We start from the raw sequence: 19,374 nt of genomic DNA, 5'->3' as shown, positions 1-19,374 counted from the left end.
CGAGGTGGAATCTATCGCGGACTACTCTACCCGTTCTCGGCACGCGGCGACTCAGGTTCATGCGACCGGACGGCAACGATGCCCGCTCCGTAGACTCGTGTGTATGAGTGACGCACCTGAACCCGTCGCCGAGATCCCGACGGGACCGGTCCCTGTACCCGAGCGCGTACGCGAGCTCACCGGCGGCCGTCATCTCGTCCCCGTCTGGGTCAACGAGCTTGGTGGGCTCACGTTTCGAGACCACGGCGCCCCAGGTAGCGGTGGCGCGAGCTACGTGAAGTGGGTCCCGGCTGGCACTCCCGAACTCAATCTCTCCGACGAGGCGACGCGGCTCGCGTGGGCGCTGGCGGGCGGTGCCACTGTGCCCGAGGTAGTGAGTCATGGCTCCGACAGCGATGGAGACTGGCTCATCACGCGCGCGCTCCCGGGCGCCTCGGCAGTGGCTCCGCAGTGGATCGCGGAGCCAGCGACCGCCGCTCTGGCGATCGGCGCCGGGCTGCGAGTGTTGCACGACACTCTCCCCGTCGCCGAGTGCCCGTTCGAATGGGGCATCGCGGGCCGGGTTTCACGGTTCGAGGAGCGCATCGCCTCGGGCGAGAGTCCGGGCGACTGGCATCGCAACTATCGGGATCTCACTGTCGAAACGGCCAGAAGGATCCTGCTGGACCCGCCTGACCCTGATCGACTCGTCGTGTGCCATGGCGACGCGTGCGCGCCGAACACGCTGCTCGACTCGACCGGGCGCTTCGCAGCGCACGTTGATCTCGGCTCACTCGGCGTCGCGGATCGCTGGGCGGATCTTGCGGTCGCCGCATGGAGTATCGACTGGAACCACGGTCAGGGGTTCGATCACCTCGTGTACGAGGGGTACGGCATCGACCCCGATCAGGATCGAATCGACTTCTATCGGCTGCTCTGGGACGTCGGATAGTCGCCAGTGGCGCGCACGGCGGCTACCAGTCGATCGGACGCGTCTGCCCGATGAGGCACACGTTCTTTTCTGGCCCAACAGCGTCGACGACCTCCGCCGTGGCGTCGCGTTCCTCCGCGGAGATCTGCCCGATCAGGCAGGTCTCGCCTGTGCGAACCGAGACGTAGATGCTGTCGGCTGCGAGGCCCGTCTTGGACGCGTCAAACGAGACCTGCATCGTTTGCTTCTCAAAACCACCGGCCGCAAGAGCGTCCACGATTGGCTGCCCCTGCACGGCCTGCTCGCCTGCCGCATACTCGCGGAGCACCTGGCTGAAGAACGGCAGGTTCTCCTCGGAGGAACCCCCCGGGACAAACACAGCGGGCTCAGCGGGCACCTCGACAGGCGGACGCTCGGGCGTCACGGGCGTCGGACCTTCGAGCAATGAGCACGAGCTGAGGGCAAGCATGAGCGCCGCAGCGCCCAAAACAGTTGCCGCAGCGCGACGAGCTCGTTTCACAACCATGCGCCAAGTCTACGGGGCGCCGCAGGGTGTGAGCCTCAGCAATGCTGTGAGCTTCGCCCACAGGTGCCCGATTCGTCGTTAACCCGGTTGATTGTCCACAGGCCGACGTACTTGGTCGAGGGCCGTGTCACCGAGCGCCAGGCTAGAAACACCCGTCCGCGACACCCGGACGCAACCGACGCCTGACGGAGGCGTCGCCCACCGACACCAGCAGTGAGAGAAAAGGAGCCATCATGGCCCAGCACATCAGCATCATCGGACAGATCGCGACAGAACCGAAGCTCTTCACGCCCGCCGGCGGGGCGGAGTTCTGCACGTTTCGCCTCGCAAGCTCTGACAGGAGGTTCGACGCGGAAACGAAAGAGTGGTCAGATGGTGAAACAAACTGGTTCACGATCAACACCTTCCGCGGACTCGCGCGCCACGCGAAACAATCGTTCAAGAAAGGCGACCGGATTGTCGTCGCGGGCAGGCTCAGACTGCGCGACTGGGAGAACGAGGGCAAGCGGGGCACGGCAGTCGAGGTCGACGCCGAGGGAGTCGGGCACGACGTGCGGTTCGGGGTCTCTGGATTCCTCAAAGCAAACGGCGTCGAGGGCGCCAATCAGACACCCGCGGCGACGCCAACTGAGGATTCCCGCGAGGCGAGCGCTGACCCGACTCCCCCAGAACGCTCGCGTGTGGACGCCGACCGCGGTGGCTCTGACGACGCCGGGTCGCCAGACGTCGCCAGGTCATCCGACGGATTCACTCCCCAGCTCGCTTCGGCGTGAGGCATCAGAGTTCCGCACGCGGCCAGCGAGTGCCCTGTCAAGCCAGAAGTAGAGGTAGCCGACGGCAGTAAGCGCAATGCCGAGACCGACGACCCACAGCGCGACGCCGCCGACCCCGTGTGCCTCAACGTTCAAGAACGGGTACGGGTACCGTTGGCCGGGCGAAAACTCTCCCCCGAGGCCACCGTAAATGAAGGCGAACACGAGGTACACGAGTGGAAACCCGAGCCATCGCACAGGATCGGCGCGGCGCAGCGCACCCTTCGGCACAAAGAGCAGCCAGTCGACGATCAACAGGCACGGCGTGACGATGTGAATCAGGTTGTCAGTCAGCGAGAACGGGACGTAATCGCTGCCCTGCACAAACGAGGTCGGAACGAGCACGACAAGGTAGACGAGCATCGTGATGGTGATCGCCATCATGATCGCGGCGCTCCAGGAGGCGGACGGCGACGAGACTCCGTGCGGGCCGCGCAGTACCAGGTCTCGGCTCGTCGCAACGACGAGCACGAGCATCCAGCCCAAGCAGAGCACGTTGCTGAGCACCGTGTAAAACGTGAACGCTGACAGGCTCGGGTCAGGTCCGAAAATGCCTGTGATCCGCACGATTCCAACCGCGATGAGCACCAACGAGACGGCCCTGAACGCGAAGGCAACTGGGCGCAGCGCGAGTGCGCCCTGCTGCATGATTCCATTCTGAACTGGCGCGCCAGCCGCCGTCGCCTCAGTGCGAGCGGCTCCATTCTCTGTCATCAGCGGCTAGACGAGGTACTCAGCGAAGCCCGCGCGAATCTTGTTCACCTTCGGCACGGCTACCGCGAGGCAGTAGCCCTGAGTCGGGTTCTTCGCGAAGAAGTCCTGGTGCTCTTCAGGCCCTGGGTACACGGCGTCCAGGGGAGCAATCTCGGTGACGACTCCCCCGCCCCACGCCTCGTTTGCACGTTCGCGCGCGGCCTCAAACTGCTCGCGCTGCGCGTCGTCAGCGTAGAACATAGCCGAGCGATACTGCGTGCCGACGTCGTTGCCCTGACGGTTGAGCTGCCTCGGGTCGTGCATCGTGAAGAACGCATCGAGCACAACGCTCGGCGGCAATACGTTTTCATCGAACTCAACCTCGACGACCTCTGCGTGCCCGGTGCGCCCAGTGCACACAGCCTCATACGTCGGGCTCGGAGTCTCGCCGCCAGCGAACCCGGAGCGTACGGCGCTCACGCCGCGCAGGGCCCGGTAGGCAGCGTCAAGGCACCAGTAGCAACCGCCACCCAGCACATAGGTCGTTGTCATGCGAGTTCTCCTTCACCGCGCCACCATGCGTCGTTTGGTCCAACCGGCACTCGCCGCTTGTGGTCAGTCGCGAGGAACCGACGTTCGAGGTTCGCGCGCGCTTCGTCAGACACCTCTTCACCCCGCAGGTACGCGTCGATTTCGGGGTAGGTGACGCCAAGACTCGACTCATCGGTCTCGCCGGGCTTGCCGTCGAGCAAGTCAGCCGTCGGCACCTTCTCCCACAGCCGGGAAGGCGCGTCGAGGGCGCGCAGCATCTCTGCGCCCTGGCTCTTCGTGAGACCCTGCAACGGAATCACGTCGGCGGCACCGTCACCAAACTTCGTGAAGAACCCAGTAATCGCCTCTGCTGCATGATCCGAACCAATCACGATGAGCCCGCGGTCGCCAGCGAGGCCGTACTGTGCGACCATCCGGGCCCTGGCCTTCACGTTTCCCTTGTTGAAATCGCTTACGGGTTCGCCCGTCGCTGCCGTCAGCGCCGACACCATGCCGTCAACCGAGTCGGCGATGTTCACTGTGACGGCGTGGTCGGGCCGAATAAATGAAAGCGCGAGCTGCGCGTCTTCCTCGTCGTGCTGCACACCATACGGGAGACGCATCGCCCAAAACTCGGCTGGCGACCCAGCGTCGCGAAGGCGCTCGACAGCGAGCTGTGCGAGCCTGCCAGCAAGCGACGAGTCCTGCCCCCCGGAGATACCAAGCACGAACCCGCGGACGCCGGGGATCGCCGCGGCATAGTCCGCGAGAAACGCGATCCGCCGCTCGATCTCACCCGCGACATCGATCTCGGGCAGCGAGCCGAGCTCGCGAATGATCCGGTGTTGTAGTTCGTTCACTACACAAGCTCCTCTACGTCCATGAGACAGCGCGGCCCCAGCAACCCCTTGAGCTCACCGAACAGGTCGGAAGAGATTCTCACCCGTTCTCGGAGTTCAAACACGCGCACAGCGTGTGGCGTGATGAGGTTTAGCCTAATCTCTGAATCGCCAGGATGCCGCTTCAGCGTCGACTGAAGTTCTTCCATCAGCGGCTCGGTCGCCCGCGCCTCCGTCAACGTGAGCGCAAGCGTCCCTGCCTCGTCTTGGACCGACGCGTCAATTCCGCGCACGCCATACGCGTGCATCGACATTCCATCATCTCGCGCGTTGAGTTTGCCCCTGAGCGCGACAATCGAGTCTGGCTGCAGCATCGGCCCGAACTCCTGGTACGACTTGCCCATGAAGAGCGCCTGGATTTCACCCGTGAAGTCCTCGATAGTCGCCATGCCGTAGAGGTTTCCCGACTTCGCTGTGCGGTGCTGCACGCTCGTGAGGAGCCCAGCAAGCACGACGGTCTCGCCATCAAAGTTCGCATCAGGATTCGTCACCTGCTCGACAGTCGCCGACGCCTCTTTCGCGAGCGTCGTCTCGAGGCCGCGAAGCGGGTGGTCAGACACGTACAGGCCAAGCATCTCACGCTCGAACGCGAGTTTGTCCTTCTTGTTCCACTCCGGCCGTTCGGGAACGAGCGACACCGTCTCCGAGCCCGCCCCGGTGGCCTCGGCGGCCTCCGCGAAGAGGCTGTCAAAGTCGAACCCGACGTCACCGTTCTCCTCGGCCCGCTTCTCCTTCACCGCGCCTTCAACCGCGCCCTCGTGAATCTCGAGGAGCGCGCGACGCGTACCGCCGAGTCCATCGAACGCGCCAGCCTTGATGAGAGACTCGATCGTGCGCTTGTTCAGCGCGGGCAGCGCGACTTTCTTGAGGTAGTCGTGGAACGACTCGAAGTTGCCCTTCTTCTCGCGCGCCTCCCGGACGGCTTCGACGACGTTCGTGCCGACGTTGCGAATTGCTCCCAGTCCAAACCTGATGTCGTCGCCGACGGCCGAGAAGTTCGCGAACGACTCATTCACAGCTGGCGGAAGCACGTTGATGCCCATCCTGCGGCACTCGTTGAGGTAGATCGCGAGCTTGTCCTTTGAATCGCCAACGCTCGTCAGCAGCGCTGCCATGTACTCGGCCGGGTAGTGCGCTTTCAGGTAAGCGGTCCAGTAGCTCACCACACCGTATGCTGCAGAGTGAGCCTTGTTGAACGCGTAATCCGAGAACGGCAGCAGGATGTCCCACAACGCCTTCACCGCGGCGTCGCTAAAGCCACGCTCGTGCATGCCGGCAGCGAAGCCCTCATACTGCTTGTCGAGCTCAGACTTCTTCTTCTTGCCCATCGCCCGCCGCAGAATATCTGCCTGGCCCAGGGAGAAGCCCGCCACCTTCTGCGCGATCGACATCACCTGCTCCTGGTAGATGATGAGGCCGAATGTCGTGTCAAGCACGTCTTTCAACGGTTCCTCGAGCTCAGGGTGGATCGGGGTGATTGGCTGCAGCCCGTTCTTTCTGAGTGCGTAGTTCGTGTGCGAGTCGGCGCCCATCGGGCCGGGCCGGTAGAGTGCGAGCACGGCCGAAATGTCTTCGAAGTTGTCAGGCTTCATCAGGCGAAGCAGGCCGCGCATGGGGCCGCCATCGAGCTGGAAGACGCCCAGCGTGTCGCCGCGCGCAAGCAGTTCGTACGAGGGCGCGTCGTCGAGCTCGAGGCGCTCAAGGTCGAGCTCGACCCCACGGTTCAGCCTGACGTTCTCAAGCGCGTCGGAGATGATCGTGAGATTTCGAAGCCCCAGAAAGTCCATCTTGATGAGGCCGAGGCCCTCACACGTCGGGTAGTCGAACTGCGTAACAATCTGACCGTCTTGCTCACGCTTTTGCAGCGGAATAATGTCGATGAGCGGATCGCTCGACATGATCACTCCAGCTGCGTGCACGCCCCACTGCCGCTTCAACCCCTCGAGACCAAGCGCGGTCTCGTAGACGCGCTTGGCATCGGGGTCTTCCTGCAGCACGGCGCGGAACTCGGCGGCCTCCTTGTACCGAGGGTGCTCCGAATCGGTAATGCCAGAAAGCGGGATATCCTTCGCCATGACTGCCGGCGGCATCGCCTTGGTGAGCTTCTCGCCCATGCCAAACGGGAAACCGAGCACGCGCGAGGCGTCCTTCAGCGCCTGCTTCGACTTGATCGTTCCGTAGGTCACAATCTGCGCGACGCGCTCGTCACCGTATTTCTCGGTCACGTACTTGATGACCTCGCCGCGGCGACGATCATCGAAGTCAACGTCGAAGTCGGGCATGGAGACGCGATCTGGGTTGAGAAAGCGCTCGAAGATGAGGCCGTGCTGCAGCGGGTCGAGGTCGGTGATCCTCATCGCGTACGCGACCATTGAGCCAGCGCCCGAGCCACGGCCGGGGCCCACCCGAATCCCGTTCTCCTTCGCCCAGTTGATGAAGTCGGCGACGACGAGGAAGTATCCGGGGAAGCCCATCTGAATGATGACGCCGATCTCGTACTCGGCTTGCTTTCGAACCGCATCCGGGATGCCGCTCGGGTAGCGGTAGTGGAGGCCCTTCTCGACCTCCTTGACGAACCAGCTGTCCTCGCTCTCCCCGTCGGGCACCGGGTATCGCGGCATGTAGTTGGCCGAGGTGTTGAACTCAACCTCGCAGCGCTCAGCGATGCGCAGGGTGTTGTCACAGGCCTCGGGCAGCTCGCGGAAGATGTGCCGCATTTCGGCCGCGCTCTTCAGGTAGTAGCCTGAGCCGCTGAACTGGAACCGGTTCGGGTCGTCAAGTCGCGACCCCGACTGCACGCACAGCAGCGCCGAGTGCGCCTCAGCGTCCTTCTCATGGACGTAGTGCAGGTCGTTCGTCGCGAGCAGGGGAATGCCGAGATCGCGAGCGATCGCGAGCAGATCCTTCTGCACCCGGCGCTCGATCTCAAGCCCGTGATCCATGATCTCGCAGAAGAAGTTGTCTTTGCCGAAGATGTCTTGGAACTCGGCTGCCGCCTGGCGCGCCTCGTTGTACTGCCCGAGGCGCAGACGAGTATGGATCTCGCCCGAGGGGCACCCAGTCGTCGCGATAAGCCCCTTGGAGTACGTCTGCAGGAGCTCCCTGTCCATACGGGGCTTGAAGTAATATCCCTCGAGCGACGAATAGCTCGATAGCCTGAACAGGTTGTGCATGCCCTCAGTCGTCTCGGAGAGCATTGTCATGTGGGTGTACGCGCCGCCACCAGAGACGTCATCGCCGCCACCGTCACCCCAGCGCACCCGCGTGCGATCAGTACGATGCGTGCCCGGGGTGAGGTAAGCCTCGATTCCGATGATGGGCTTCACCCCGGCATCCTTCGCAGAGCTCCAGAAGTCGAACGCGCCGAACGTGTTGCCGTGGTCGGTCATCGCGACAGCAGGCATTCCCTGGTCCGCGACAGCCTGCATGAGTGGCTTCACGCGCGCAGCACCGTCGAGCATCGAGTACTCGCTGTGCACGTGGAGATGAACGAAACCGTCAGAATCCGACACTCAAGAGCCCCTTTCGAAGACAGTTCAAGGGTACCGCGTCGAGCGTGGGCGGACGCCCAGAGTCGCCGACAGGCTCACTCGGAGCGAAGCTGCCCGCGCGCGCCGCCCGGAACGGCTCTGGAGCATGGGTTACGCGTCGAGCACGTCGATCGCGTGCTGCAAGTCGGCGGGGTACGTCGACTCGAACTCAACAGGCTCCCCCGTGCCCGGGTGCCTGAAGCCGAGCCGCATCGCATGGAGCCACTGGCGAGTGAGCCCAAGCCGTTCGGAGAGCACGGGGTCGGCACCGTACATCGTGTCGCCAACACATGGGTGGCGCTGCGCAGACATGTGGACGCGGATCTGGTGCGTACGTCCGGTCTCGAGCTCGATCTCGAGCAGGGTTGCGAACGGGTAAGCCTCAACAGTCTCGTAGTGCGTGATCGAAGGCTTGCCGTCGCTCGTCACCGCGAACTTCCATTCGTGGCCCGGGTGCCTGCCGATCGAGCCCTCGATAGTTCCTGAGAACGGATCGGGATGGCCCTGCACGACCGCGTGATAGATCTTGCGCACCTCCCGGTCGCGGAACGCACGCTTGAGCAGGCTGTAGGCGCGCTCGCTCTTCGCGACGGCCATGAGTCCGCTCGTGCCAGCATCGAGCCTATGCACGATTCCTTGGCGTTCGGGCGGGCCGGAGGTGGCGATGCGATACCCGGCGCCAGCAAGCGCGCCGAGCACCGTCGGCCCTGTCCACCCGAGCGACGGGTGGGCTGCCACGCCCGCTGGCTTATCAATGACGACGAGGTCTTCGTCGTCGTACACGATGCCGAGCTCGGGAAGGTCGACTGGCACCACAGTGGGCTCCGCCTTCTCCGTCCAGCTCACTTCGAGCAGGGCTCCGGCGCTCAGCCGCGCGGACTTTGGAATCGTCTCTCCATCGAGGGAGACGCCCCCGGCCGCGATGACCTCCTGCGCGAAGCTTCTGGAGAACCCAAGAAGCTTCGCCAGAGCCGCATCAGCACGTTCGCCGGCGAGCCCGTCGGGCACTGGCAGACTACGGTGTTCCACCCTCTGACCTCTCGTCAGCGACGCCTGTCTCGGCGTCGGCCGCTGGTACTGTCTCTGCTTCAGCACCTGCCTCTGCTTCAGCACCAGTCACGGCTTCGGCATCTGACTCCGCATCATCGCCACGCTTCTCTCGTCCGCCCTCGATCGAGAGCCCGAAAATGGTGATGAGCACGAACAGGATCATGCCGCTGACGATGCCGATATCGGCAATGTTGTAGATTGCTGGCATCATCCACGGCGTGAGGATGAAGTCAATGACGTGACCCTCGGGAAAGCCTGGCTCGCGAGTGAGCCTGTCAGTGAGGTTTCCGAGCACACCGCCGAGCAGCAGTCCGAGGAACAGCGCCCACGGCACCGACCGCAGTCGGCGAATCTGCCAAATGATGACCCCGACGACGATCACGGAGAGGATCGTGAAGATCCATGTCTGCCCGCTCGCAATCGAAAACGCCGCCCCCGGGTTGCGCACGAAGTGCCACTGCAGGAAGCCTCCCAAGACCGGGACGGTCTCCCCTTCGGGCAGGGTCGCGACGACCCAGTTCTTCACGAGCTGGTCGGTGACAAGGACCGTCGCCGCTACTGCACCGAGCAACAGCGGCACCAATACCCGGCGAAGGGTTCTTGGTGCCGCTGCGGCTGAAGTTGTTGTCTTCACCCTCGATTTATTCGAGGCCCTCAGGCCTCACGAGCGGCTCGGGCGAGCTGTCAAGGTCACGAAGCTGCGACTGGATGTACGAGCGCAGCGTGGAGCGGTACTCGCTCTCGAAGCCGCGGAGCTCTGCGACGACCTGGTTGAGCTTCTCCATCTCGTCGCTGTGCGCGCGAAGTTCGTCGGTGCGGCGCTTCTGCGCTTCCTCGACGAGTTCGCGTGCGGTGCGCTCTGCGTCGTCTACCATCTGAGTGCTCTTGGTCTGCGCGGCGTTGATGAGCTCGTCGCGGGTGGTCTCGCCCTCGCTGACGTACTTGTCGTGCAGCTCGAGTGCCATCTGCAGCATCGCGCTCGACTTGATCGCGTCGGGGCGCTGCGCACCGTCGGCCGCAGGTGCGGCCTCGACGACCTCAGGTGCGGGCGCAACGGCGACAGGGGCCTCAACGACGATCGTCTCGTCGGCGGCAACGGGGCCGCGCTCCTCGAGCTGAGCGGTGAGCTCGGCGATCTTCGCCTCAAGCTCCTGCTTTTCTGCGTCGCGCTGACGGATCTCTTCAACGACCGTGTCGAGGAAGTCATCGACCTGATCGAGATCGTAGCCATCACGGAACTTCGTGATCGTGAACTTCTGATTCACAACGTCTTCAGGAGTTAGGGCCATCGTTAAATCTCTTTCTGTGGGTTGGATCGCTCGCGCGATCTACACATCAACGCTAACAAACTCTCATTGAGCTTACGGGGTTTACACCCAGCCAGGGATAATCCTGAGCAAAATGATGCAGGCGAACATTGTCAAGAACCAGCCGAGATCGAGGGCGACCTGGCCGAGTCGGATAGGCGGGAGGATCTTGCGGAACATGCGAATCGGCGGATCAGTGATCATATAGACGGCTTCGACGATGATCGCGAGAATCCCTTTCGGGCGGAATCCTCGGGCGAGTACAGTCACCCAGTCAAGGATGAAGCGGGCCCAAAGCAGCAAAACGAACAGCCGCAGTGCGATACGCACCACGGTGGTGAAGATATAGAGGATCTCCACTATGCGGTGGGAGCCACGAAGAATGAACCGTCGGCTTCGCTCGCGGGCTCGTCGCTACCGACCTCGATGTGCTCAGGGGTCAGCAGGAAGACTTTGCTCGTCACGCGTTCGATCCGACCGTTCAAGCCGAGCGTGAGGCCGCTCGAGAAATCGATGAGACGCTTGGCCTCATCGTCGCTCATGCGCGAGAGGTTCATAATGACGGGGATGCCGTCACGGAAGCTCTCGGCGATGACCTGAGCGTCACGGTAGGCGGTCGGGTGGACAGTAAAGATCTCGTTCATTGCCTGAGGTGCTTGATTGCGAACAGGGGTAACCCGGCGAAGCGGCGCCACTGCCGGGCGCGGCGTCTGAGCGGGCTTCGCTGCGGCCTGAGCCGAGGGAGCTGGGTCGCGCTCGGGCGCGGCCTGGGCGACAGGCTCCTCTTCGAGGCCCTCCTCGGCAAGTCCGAGGAACACCATTGTCTTCTTCAACGGGTTACTCATCTGTTCTCCCAACGATTGTTTGCCTTGAGACTACCGGGCATCCGGCCGGTTTCCTGTGATTGCGCTGCCGATTCGCAGGTGTGTCGCCCCGGCCGCGATCGCCTCGGCGTAGTCGTGAGTCATTCCCGCCGAGATCGCCGTCGCTGCCGGCGCGAGGGCGCGCACTCTGTCTGAGTATCCGGCGAGGCGCTCGAACGCCCGTGGCGCCGGCTCCTCGAGTGGCGCGACAGCCATCACTCCGCGGAGCACGAGGGAGTCTGTCGCGAGAATGTGTTCGGTCAGTGACTCGATGTCGCTCGGGGCGGCGCCTCCGCGGCCAGGGTCGTCAGTGAGGTTGATCTGCAGGAAGACATCGAGCGCTCGGTCGACACTCGACAGCGCATCGACGAGCCGTGCGCGGTCGATCGAGTGAATCGCGGAGGCGTACTGGGCCGCCTGCCGCGCCTTCTTAGTCTGCAACTGCCCAATGTAATGCCAGTTCAGGTCGAGATCCGCGAGCTGCGCTGATTTTTCTTGAGCTTCCTGGTGTCGGTTCTCGCCGACGTCTCGGACGCCAAGCGCTGAAAGCGCCTCGACGAGACTCGCGGGGTGAAACTTCGTGACGACAATCAGCGTCGTCTCCGACGCATCACGCCCCGCTGCCCGGCAGGCCTCAGCGATCCCGTCCTGCACGGCGTGCAGGCGCTCGGCGAGCCCCTCGTACGTACTCGACGCCTCAGTGACGCTCACGTGTTCGCCTATCGCAGGAAGGCTGGGATGTCGAGATCGTCGTCATCGTCACCGTCAAACGCGGGATCGCGCAGCTGCTCCTCAACGGGCGGGTGCTGCAGCGCTCCCCCGAACTCGCCTGTCTCTTCGGTGACTTCGGTCGTCGCCGAACGTGCGCCGGTGCCCGCAAGCGCGGCGCTGACCGCCGAGGCTTCCTCGATGCTCTCAACATGTCCGGCGCGACGGCCGCGATCCGCCGAGGCGCCGCGAGTCTGCCCTGCGGGCTCCTCATCGAAGCCTGCGGCGATGACAGTCACGCGGACCTCGTCTCCGAGAGTCTCATCGATGACCGTTCCGAAGATGATGTTGGCCTCCGGGTGCACGACGTCCTGCACGAGCGTCGACGCCTCGGTGATCTCACTGAGCGCGAGGTTCGAGGAGCCCTGGATCGAGAAGAGCACGCCGTGCGCGCCCTCGATCGACGCTTCGAGCAACGGCGAGGCGACAGCGAGCTCGGCAGCCTTGATCGCACGGTCTGCACCGCGGGCCGAGCCGATACCCATGAGCGCCGAGCCGGCACCCTGCATGACCGACTTCACGTCGGCGAAGTCGAGGTTGATGAGGCCGGGCGTGGTGATGAGGTCAGTGATGCCCTGGACACCTGCGAGCAGAACCTGGTCGGCCGCGGCGAACGCGTCGATCATGCTGATGCCCGGCTCGCTGATCTCGAGGAGGCGGTCGTTCGGCACGACGATGAGGGTGTCGACGGCCTCGCGCAGGGTATTGACGCCAGCATCGGCCTGCGCGGCACGGCGCTTGCCCTCGAAGCTGAACGGGCGGGTCACAACGCCAATTGTGAGCGCGCCGATCGACTTTGCGATGCGCGCAACGACTGGCGCCGCTCCAGTGCCCGTGCCACCACCCTCGCCAGCCGTCACGAAGACCATGTCGGCGCCAGCCAGCGCCTCCTCGATCTCCTCAGCGTGGTCCTCGGCTGCACGCCGGCCAACCTCGGGGTCGGCGCCTGCGCCGAGCCCGCGAGTGAGCTCGCGGCCAACGTCGAGCTTTACGTCAGCATCGCTGAGGAGCAGGGCCTGCGCATCGGTGTTCACTGCAATGAACTCGACGCCGCGGAGCCCGAGCTCGATCATGCGGTTCACTGCATTGACACCGCCGCCGCCGACTCCGACGACTTTGATCACCGCGAGGTAGTTCTGGTTCATGGCCACCTGGTCCCCTCAACCTTCAAGTACGAGCAACATTAAAGTTCTACTTGAACTTCAAAGTTAGTATTGCCGTATACGCTTTCGTGTCAACGGTATGGCTCAGCGCCCACCCCGCGCCTTCGACACGCCGCGAATCTATTTGAAGATGGGCGACTCGGTCGACGAGACGTCAATATGACTGACCGCGCGATCGCCGAGCGACTTCAGCATCGTCTCGAGGACGAGCGACTTCCGCTTCGTCTCCTCGGTGTTTCCCCAGAACACCTCGACGCCGCTCGCCAGCGTAAACGTCACGTCCTGCCCACTCGTCGAACTCACTTCAGCGAGCTGCGCGCGGAGCGCGGCAGGCATGTCACGCACCACGCGCGAGGCGGCCTGGAACCCCTTTGACGACGTGTTGCGCATGCCAGCGCTGCCGAGCGGCACCCCCTCGGGCCGCTCCGCAACGTCGCCAAGCACGACCCCAGCGGCGTCGTACAGGCGAAGCGAGTCCCCCTCTGCGATCGCGATGACAGGCACCCGCTCCTCAATCCGCACGATAAGCGTGCTCGGTGGCACGCGCTCGATCGCATAGCGTTGAATGAGCGGGAAGGGCTCGAGCGCGCGCAGCACGTCATTCTCGTTCACGAGCGCCAGGGGCACCCCGTTGAACTCAGTGAGCGCTTCGGCCACTTCGTCGACGTTCACGCTTGCAGCACCCTCGACCTTGATATCGCGCACAGACATGATCGGGGTAAACGCGCCGACGAGCACAAACAGCACGAGTGCCGCGACTGTCCCGAGCGCTATGAGCACGCGCCGACGTCGCCGACGCGACTCAGCGGTAAAGCGCTTCGTCTCGCGCTTCACGCGCCGCTTGTTTTGCCGCTCTGCGGCGCGCAGCCGCTTCTCGGCGGCGACGACTGGGTCAACCTCGCTCACTGCACGCCTGGGCAACAGCGCGCGGACTCTGTCCGGCGCGCTCCGAAGCCGAGCGACATCAAGCGAAGCCGATACGTCACGTGTCTCCTGGGCATCAGCCGGATCAGGATCGCCTGCGCCGCCCCCTACGCCGGTCACCGAGTCGACTGCGTGGGTGCGTTCTGCGATCCATGCGCGCTCCGCGGCGCGCGCGGCAGTGTCGGCCGCCTCCTGCTCGCGCGCAGCGTCCGCACGGTTCTGGGCGTCGCGTTCAGCTGCCTCCCGCGCTGCCTGCTCGCGAGCGGTCTGCTCGCGAGCAGCGGGTTCGCGGGCGAGCGCTTCACGCTCGGCGCGGAGGTCGGCTGCTGTCCGCTCAGGGTCTTGCGGCCTCCCCGAATCAAACCCATCAGGACGCTTCACTCGCGGCCCGAATCCCCGACCGCCACGCCCAGCGCTTCGACAAGCTGCGGAACGATCTTGTAGACGTTGCCCGCACCGACGACGAGCACGAGATCCCCTGGGGCGGTGAGCTCAACGACCCGCGCGACTGCGGCGGCCCAGTCGTCGATGTATGAGGCGCGGTTGCGGTCTGCGAAGGCCTCGGTGACGAGCGCACCCGTCGTCGAGGGGTCAGGCGCCTCACGCACGGGGTCAATCTCAAGCACGATCGTGTGGTCCGCGAGCGAGAACGCCTCCGCAAACTCCTTGAAAAACGTCCTTGTGCGACTGTAGAGGTGTGGCTGGTGCACGACGATGAGCTTTCCCGCGCCGGCGACCGAACGAGCGGAGTCAAGCAGCGCTGCGACCTCTGTCGGGTGGTGGGCGTAGTCGTCGTATACGCGTACCCCGCCAGGCTCGCCGTGTGACTCGAACCGGCGGTGCGTCCCAGTGAAACCTGCAACCGCACGCAGCGCGGCTCCCGGATCGAATCCGAGCCCGGTGAGCACAGCGACCACGCCGGCGGCATTGACGGCGTTGTAGCGCCCGAACACTCCGAGCTGCTCGGCGAATCGTTCGCCGGCGATCTCAAGCTCGAGGACTGCGCGATCAGTGGTGTCCACGGATACGATCCGAACGTCTGCGCCGTCCGCAAACCCAAAAGTGCGAACCGGAGCTGGAGTTTCGCCATCCCGCTCAGCGCGAAGCGCGGCGAGCACCTCGAGCGCGCCAGGATCGTCTGCCGAGATCACGAGCAACTCGCTCGCTCCCCTGGCGAAGTCAACGAACGCGGCCATGAAGTTCTCGCGCGAGCCAAAGAAATCAAGATGCTCGGGATCGACGTTGGTCACGAGCGCCACCTGCGTGTCGTAGATGAGAAACGATTTGTCGCTCTCGTCTGCCTCGATCACGAACAGGTCGTCGTCCCCCGCGGCGGAGGCGGTGCCGATGCCCGCGATGACGCTCCCGTTCACGAACGACGGGTCCGTGCCGAGCCCCAAAAGTGCGGTGGCGAGCATTCCTGTCGAGGTCGTCTTGCCGTGGGCACCCGCGACAGCGACCAGCCGCTTCGAGCGGGCAAGCCAGGCCAGCGCCTGCGAGCGGTGCAGCACCGGGATCCCACGTTCGCGGGCTTCGACGTATTCGGGATTGTCCGGCGACAACGCGCCGGTGACGACGAGCGTGTCTGCGTCCCCGACGTTCTCCGCGGCGTGACCGACCGCGATCTTGACGCCCGCGTCAGCAAGCGCCTGAGTGCTGTAGTTCGCGCCGCGATCGGAGCCAGTCACCTGAACGCCCGCGGCGCTCATCATGTGTGCGATCGCGCTCATCCCGGCTCCACCGATACCGACGAAGTGCACGCGGCCGAGGTCCTCAGGGATCTCAAGCTGGGTGTCGGGATAGATCATCAGGGAGCCTCCTCAGGCTGTCGTGCGGGCGCCTCGTCGTGCGCCGAACCGGGTCCGGCTGCACGTTTGCGCGGCTTCAAGCGTACCGCCTTCGCCGTACGCGTCGCTGTGGCATGCGCGTCCTCCTCCGACGGCACAATGGGGGCCGCGACAAGCGGCGCGATGGCGACGATCGCGAGCGCGGCGGGTACCCCAAGCGCGGCGATGAGCGCGCCGATCACTGGCGGCAGCAGGCCCGACGCGAGGAACTGCCCGGTGTTCTGTGCTCCGAGGGCGCGGCCCGACCAGCGCGGCCCGGCGATCTCGGCGACGGCGGTGAAGGCAAGGCCATTGTCGGCGACGCTCACGCAGCTCACGAGTACAAACACGACCGCGGCTGGAATCGCCATATCGGCCCAACCAAAGCAAGCCGCGACAAGCAGTAGCGCGGCGCACGCGAACGCGATGATCCGGATCGGTCGCAGACGCGACCCAGCGTGATCGCTCCAGACGCCCGCGACGATTCGGCCGGCCGCCCCGATGAGCTGGGCTGCCGCGACGAGCGCCCCGGCCGCCAGCTCGCTCCACCCAAAGCCGATCACGAACCAGACGAGCCCGAAGGTCGAGAGCACGAACTGTGGAATGACGAGCAGCACGGAGACTGCATGGATCCGCAGCAACGTGCCAGACTCACGGTAAGGGCTGCTACTCACCTGGGCGAGCGTCTTCGCGGGAATCTGCGGGTCGACGACAATGATCGCGCACGCGACCAAGCTCACGGCGGTCAGCACGCCGCCAAACGCAAGCGCCCCGACGATGCCCCAGGCGTTCGCCGCCGCGGGCACCGCAAGCGCCGCGATCGCCATGCCCACGGGCTGGCATGTCTGGCGGATGCCCATCGCGAGGCCCCGCTTTTCAACCGGGAACCAGCCCGCGATCAAGCGGCCACTCGCGTTGTTGATGCACGCAGACATTGCTCCGCTCGCAACAAACGCGACCCCGAGCCAGACGAACCCCTGGGCAAGCATGGAGGCAGCAACCGCGAGGGTCGTGAGCGCGAGGCCTGTGATGAGTACCTTACGCTCGCCGAACCTGTCGGTGAGCGCGCCCCACGCGATAAGCGTGAGCACGAGTCCGAGGTGAGGTGCGCCGGCGAGCATCCCCGCGCCAGCGAGACTCATGCCCTGCTCAGAATGCAGGTAGGGAATAAGAAACGCTGGCGTTGCCGTGACGACCGTCGTAGCCGCCTGCCCGAACACCATCACCGCGAGCATCGCCCACGAACGCGGAGTGATGCGGGGTGCGGCGCTATCCTGCCGCAAGGGCTTCGCGGACAAGGTCGTAGAGCCTGGCGGTGCCGTCGAGCGATCCTGCACGCCGTGCGCGCTCGGACATCGCGCTGAGGCGCTCCCGGTCTGTGATGAGGGGCAGGAGCGTGCTGGTCACCCACTCGGGAGTGAGCTCACTGTCGTCAACAATGAGTGCCCCGCCTGCGGCAACAACGCCCGCCGCATTCGCTCGTTGCTCGCCGTTGCCGTGGCTGAGCGGCACGAAGACGGCAGGGACCCCGAGACCCGAGAGCTCACTTACAGTCGTCGATCCGGCTCGCGAGATCGCGAGATCGCATGCCGCGAAGGCCAGATCCATGCGGTCGCAGTACTCGATGACCGTGTAGCCCGCGACCTCCGGGTCCTCAATCTCGGTGAGTCCACCCCACACGTGCAGCACCTGCACTCCGGCGTCGACGATCGCCTTGGCCGAGCCAGAAATACCGCGATTAATCGCCCGGGCGCCGAGGGAGCCTCCGGTCACCAGGAGGGTCGGCCTGTCAGGATCGAAGCCGAAATGGGCGCGAGCCTCGCCACGAAGCGCGGCAAGGTCGAGCTCCTCGATCTCGGGCCGAAGCGGCATACCTGTGACCCGAGCGTGCGCGATCGGCGTGTCGGCGAACGTGACTCCAACGAACTCGGTCGACCGTGCGCCGAGCTTGTTCGCCATCCCTGGCTTCGCGTTCGCCTCGTGAATCACGGAGGGGATGCCCTCCTTCGCTGCGGCCCGGTATGCGGGAGCGGACGCGTACCCGCCGAAGCCGACAACGACGTCGACGCCGCGATCCCGGATCAGCTCGCGAACCTCGCGGATTGCGCCGACATACTTCGCTGGAAAGGTCAGTGCGTAGCCGTTTGGCCTGCGCGGGAACGGCAGCCGCGCAATCGTCGACAGCTCGTACCCTCGCTCAGGCACAAGCCTTGCCTCAAGGCCTTCCTTCGTGCCGAGCACAACGATCTCTGCGTCTGCCTCTCTCGCGCGAATCCGATCGGCGAGGGCGAGCAGCGGGTTCACGTGTCCGGCGGTGCCGCCGCCAGCGAGGAGGTACGTTGTCATAGGGTCTATCGTCCCACGGATGCGCCCTGCGCAAGTTCCTCTCGGTAGGCCTTCGCGTCGCGCGCGACCGAGATCACGACCCCCATCGTCACAAGACACGACACGAGCGCGGTGCCGCCTGAGCTAATCAGCGGCAGCGGCACGCCGAGCACGGGGAAGATTCGAATCACCACGCCAATATTCACGAAGGCCTGCCCGACGATCCACACGAGCGCGCCGCCGACGACCGCACGGCCAAACCGATCTCGCGCCTGCGAGATCACTCGCAGCATCAGCACAGCCAACACGATGAACAGCACAATCACAAGCATCGCGCCAACAAACCCGAGCTCCTCGCCAATGATTGCGAAGATGTAGTCGTTGTCGGCGGCAGGGAGCCAGTTCCACTTCGCTTTCGACCCGCCGAGCCCGACGCCAAACATGCCGCCGTTCGCGAGGGCCCACAGGCCGTGCTGGGGCTGCCAGCCGATACCCGAGTAGTCTGACTCGCCGCCCGAGTGCTCGAAGAGACGCTTCATGCGGTTCTCGCTCGTGACGACGAAAAATATCGTCGCAATCACACCACCAGCGACGATGATCCCAAGCGACTTCAAGCTCACGCCACCGAAGTACATCGCACCGATCACCAGCGCCGCCATGATGAGCACGGTGCCGAGGTCACGACCCGCGAGCACGAGGCCAAGAGCGAGAAGCGCACCGGGGAGCACGATCGGTACGAGCTCGTGAGACACCTGCCCGAGGTATTTCTCCTTCTTCAGGAGCACCGCACCGATCCAGACGACGAGCGCGAGCTTGAGCGCTTCTGATGGCTGCGCCTGCAGGCCGCCGATGAGCAGCCAGTTGCGGTTACCGCCGACCGCGAACCCCAGCGGCGTGAAGACGAGTGCCTGCAGCAACAGCCCTGCGCCGAAAAACCACCAGGCCCACCGCTTCCAAAAATCAAGCTTGCGCGTCGCCGCGAACGCCATGAGCGGTAGCCCAAGGCCCGCGAACACGAGCTGGCGCGTGAACCCTCCGAGACTCCCCTGGTCCTGCGTGTATGACGTGACCGACGACGCCGACAGCACCATGATGAGCCCGATACCCGTGAGAAAGAGCGTGATCCCCCACAGCAATGCGACCGTGCGATTGTTGCCAGTCTTTGGGGCGGCGCCGAGCGATATCCGCGCACCCGCCAGGGCGGGCCGGGCACTCCCCTCGCCCGGCTCCCCGCCTCCGGCAGCCAT

General features: G+C 64.7%; 19 protein-coding genes. 2 read left to right on the top strand and 17 right to left on the bottom strand.

Annotated features, from left to right (window positions below):
* The first annotated feature begins 103 nt into the window (after nt 1-103).
* Entirely contained in the window at nt 104-931 is an 828-nt protein-coding gene (locus KI794_RS06910; protein ID WP_119279359.1) for an aminoglycoside 3'-phosphotransferase, read from the top strand.
* A gap of 22 nt (nt 932-953) precedes the next feature.
* Here the strand turns inward: KI794_RS06910 and KI794_RS06905 are convergent, their stop codons facing one another.
* On the bottom strand, nt 954-1,436 hold the full coding sequence (locus KI794_RS06905) for a DUF6993 domain-containing protein (RefSeq protein ID WP_119279357.1): 483 nt from the start codon (nt 1,434-1,436) through the stop codon (nt 954-956).
* 233 nt (nt 1,437-1,669) lie between these two features.
* On the opposite strand from KI794_RS06905, the gene KI794_RS06900 reads away from it, so the two are divergent.
* Nucleotides 1,670-2,209 (top strand): single-stranded DNA-binding protein, encoded by a 540-nt coding sequence (locus KI794_RS06900; protein WP_119279355.1) that lies wholly within the window; start codon nt 1,670-1,672, stop codon nt 2,207-2,209.
* Here the strand turns inward: KI794_RS06900 and KI794_RS06895 are convergent.
* The 16 genes from KI794_RS06895 to KI794_RS06820 all read right to left on the bottom strand — a co-directional run bounded on the left by KI794_RS06895 (nt 2,171) and on the right by KI794_RS06820 (nt 19,374).
* Nucleotides 2,171-2,962 (bottom strand): Pr6Pr family membrane protein, encoded by a 792-nt coding sequence (locus KI794_RS06895; RefSeq protein WP_255809594.1) that lies wholly within the window; start codon nt 2,960-2,962, stop codon nt 2,171-2,173. The two genes, KI794_RS06900 and KI794_RS06895, sit on opposite strands and share 39 nt — an antisense overlap.
* 6 nt (nt 2,963-2,968) lie before the next feature.
* The gene (gene msrA / locus KI794_RS06890) at nt 2,969-3,493 is read right to left on the bottom strand and encodes a peptide-methionine (S)-S-oxide reductase MsrA (protein WP_119279351.1); all 525 of its coding nucleotides are present in this window, start codon (nt 3,491-3,493) and stop codon (nt 2,969-2,971) included.
* A complete protein-coding gene (nadE, locus tag KI794_RS06885) occupies nt 3,490-4,332 on the bottom strand; it encodes an ammonia-dependent NAD(+) synthetase (protein WP_119279349.1) in 843 nt (280 codons plus the stop codon). Before nadE ends, msrA begins: the two co-directional genes overlap by 4 nt.
* Nucleotides 4,332-7,832 (bottom strand): DNA polymerase III subunit alpha, encoded by a 3,501-nt coding sequence (dnaE, locus tag KI794_RS06880; RefSeq protein ID WP_370647882.1) that lies wholly within the window; start codon nt 7,830-7,832, stop codon nt 4,332-4,334. Before dnaE ends, nadE begins: the two co-directional genes overlap by 1 nt.
* 180 nt (nt 7,833-8,012) lie before the next feature.
* Nucleotides 8,013-8,930, bottom strand: a complete 918-nt coding sequence (locus KI794_RS06875; RefSeq protein WP_119279345.1) for an RluA family pseudouridine synthase — start codon at nt 8,928-8,930, stop codon at nt 8,013-8,015.
* On the bottom strand, nt 8,917-9,585 hold the full coding sequence (gene lspA / locus KI794_RS06870) for a signal peptidase II (RefSeq protein ID WP_255809593.1): 669 nt from the start codon (nt 9,583-9,585) through the stop codon (nt 8,917-8,919). The genes KI794_RS06875 and lspA overlap by 14 nt, the downstream gene beginning before the upstream one ends.
* A gap of 7 nt (nt 9,586-9,592) precedes the next feature.
* A complete protein-coding gene (locus KI794_RS06865; RefSeq protein ID WP_119279342.1) occupies nt 9,593-10,240 on the bottom strand; it encodes a DivIVA domain-containing protein in 648 nt (215 codons plus the stop codon).
* An 81-nt stretch (nt 10,241-10,321) separates the two neighbouring features.
* Nucleotides 10,322-10,591 carry a YggT family protein gene (locus KI794_RS06860; protein WP_255809592.1) on the bottom strand — a complete coding sequence of 90 codons (270 nt, stop codon included), beginning with the start codon at nt 10,589-10,591 and terminating at the stop codon, nt 10,322-10,324.
* A 26-nt stretch (nt 10,592-10,617) separates the two neighbouring features.
* A complete protein-coding gene (locus KI794_RS06855; protein ID WP_119279338.1) occupies nt 10,618-11,103 on the bottom strand; it encodes a cell division protein SepF in 486 nt (161 codons plus the stop codon).
* A gap of 30 nt (nt 11,104-11,133) precedes the next feature.
* Nucleotides 11,134-11,832 carry a YggS family pyridoxal phosphate-dependent enzyme gene (locus KI794_RS06850; RefSeq protein WP_255809591.1) on the bottom strand — a complete coding sequence of 233 codons (699 nt, stop codon included), beginning with the start codon at nt 11,830-11,832 and terminating at the stop codon, nt 11,134-11,136.
* An 8-nt stretch (nt 11,833-11,840) separates the two neighbouring features.
* Nucleotides 11,841-13,040 carry a cell division protein FtsZ gene (gene ftsZ / locus KI794_RS06845; RefSeq protein WP_119279336.1) on the bottom strand — a complete coding sequence of 400 codons (1,200 nt, stop codon included), beginning with the start codon at nt 13,038-13,040 and terminating at the stop codon, nt 11,841-11,843.
* A gap of 132 nt (nt 13,041-13,172) precedes the next feature.
* Nucleotides 13,173-14,357 (bottom strand): FtsQ-type POTRA domain-containing protein, encoded by a 1,185-nt coding sequence (locus tag KI794_RS06840; RefSeq protein WP_255809590.1) that lies wholly within the window; start codon nt 14,355-14,357, stop codon nt 13,173-13,175.
* Nucleotides 14,354-15,784 (bottom strand): UDP-N-acetylmuramate--L-alanine ligase, encoded by a 1,431-nt coding sequence (murC, locus tag KI794_RS06835; RefSeq protein ID WP_119279332.1) that lies wholly within the window; start codon nt 15,782-15,784, stop codon nt 14,354-14,356. The genes KI794_RS06840 and murC overlap by 4 nt, the downstream gene beginning before the upstream one ends.
* Nucleotides 15,784-17,100 carry an MFS transporter gene (locus KI794_RS06830; protein WP_255809589.1) on the bottom strand — a complete coding sequence of 439 codons (1,317 nt, stop codon included), beginning with the start codon at nt 17,098-17,100 and terminating at the stop codon, nt 15,784-15,786. The genes murC and KI794_RS06830 overlap by 1 nt, the downstream gene beginning before the upstream one ends.
* Nucleotides 17,072-18,148 (bottom strand): UDP-N-acetylglucosamine--N-acetylmuramyl-(pentapeptide) pyrophosphoryl-undecaprenol N-acetylglucosamine transferase, encoded by a 1,077-nt coding sequence (locus KI794_RS06825; protein ID WP_255809587.1) that lies wholly within the window; start codon nt 18,146-18,148, stop codon nt 17,072-17,074. Before KI794_RS06825 ends, KI794_RS06830 begins: the two co-directional genes overlap by 29 nt.
* Before the next feature lie 5 nt (nt 18,149-18,153).
* Nucleotides 18,154-19,374: an FtsW/RodA/SpoVE family cell cycle protein gene (locus KI794_RS06820; RefSeq protein ID WP_119279326.1), complete on the bottom strand. Its 1,221-nt coding sequence runs from the start codon at nt 19,372-19,374 to the stop codon at nt 18,154-18,156.

It is taken from the genome of Leucobacter aridicollis (assembly GCF_024399335.1).
Classification (GTDB): Bacteria; Actinomycetota; Actinomycetes; order Actinomycetales; family Microbacteriaceae; genus Leucobacter; species Leucobacter aridicollis_A.
The sequence above is the reverse complement of the archived record's forward strand: the minus strand, read 5'-3'. Positions and strand labels throughout refer to the sequence as shown.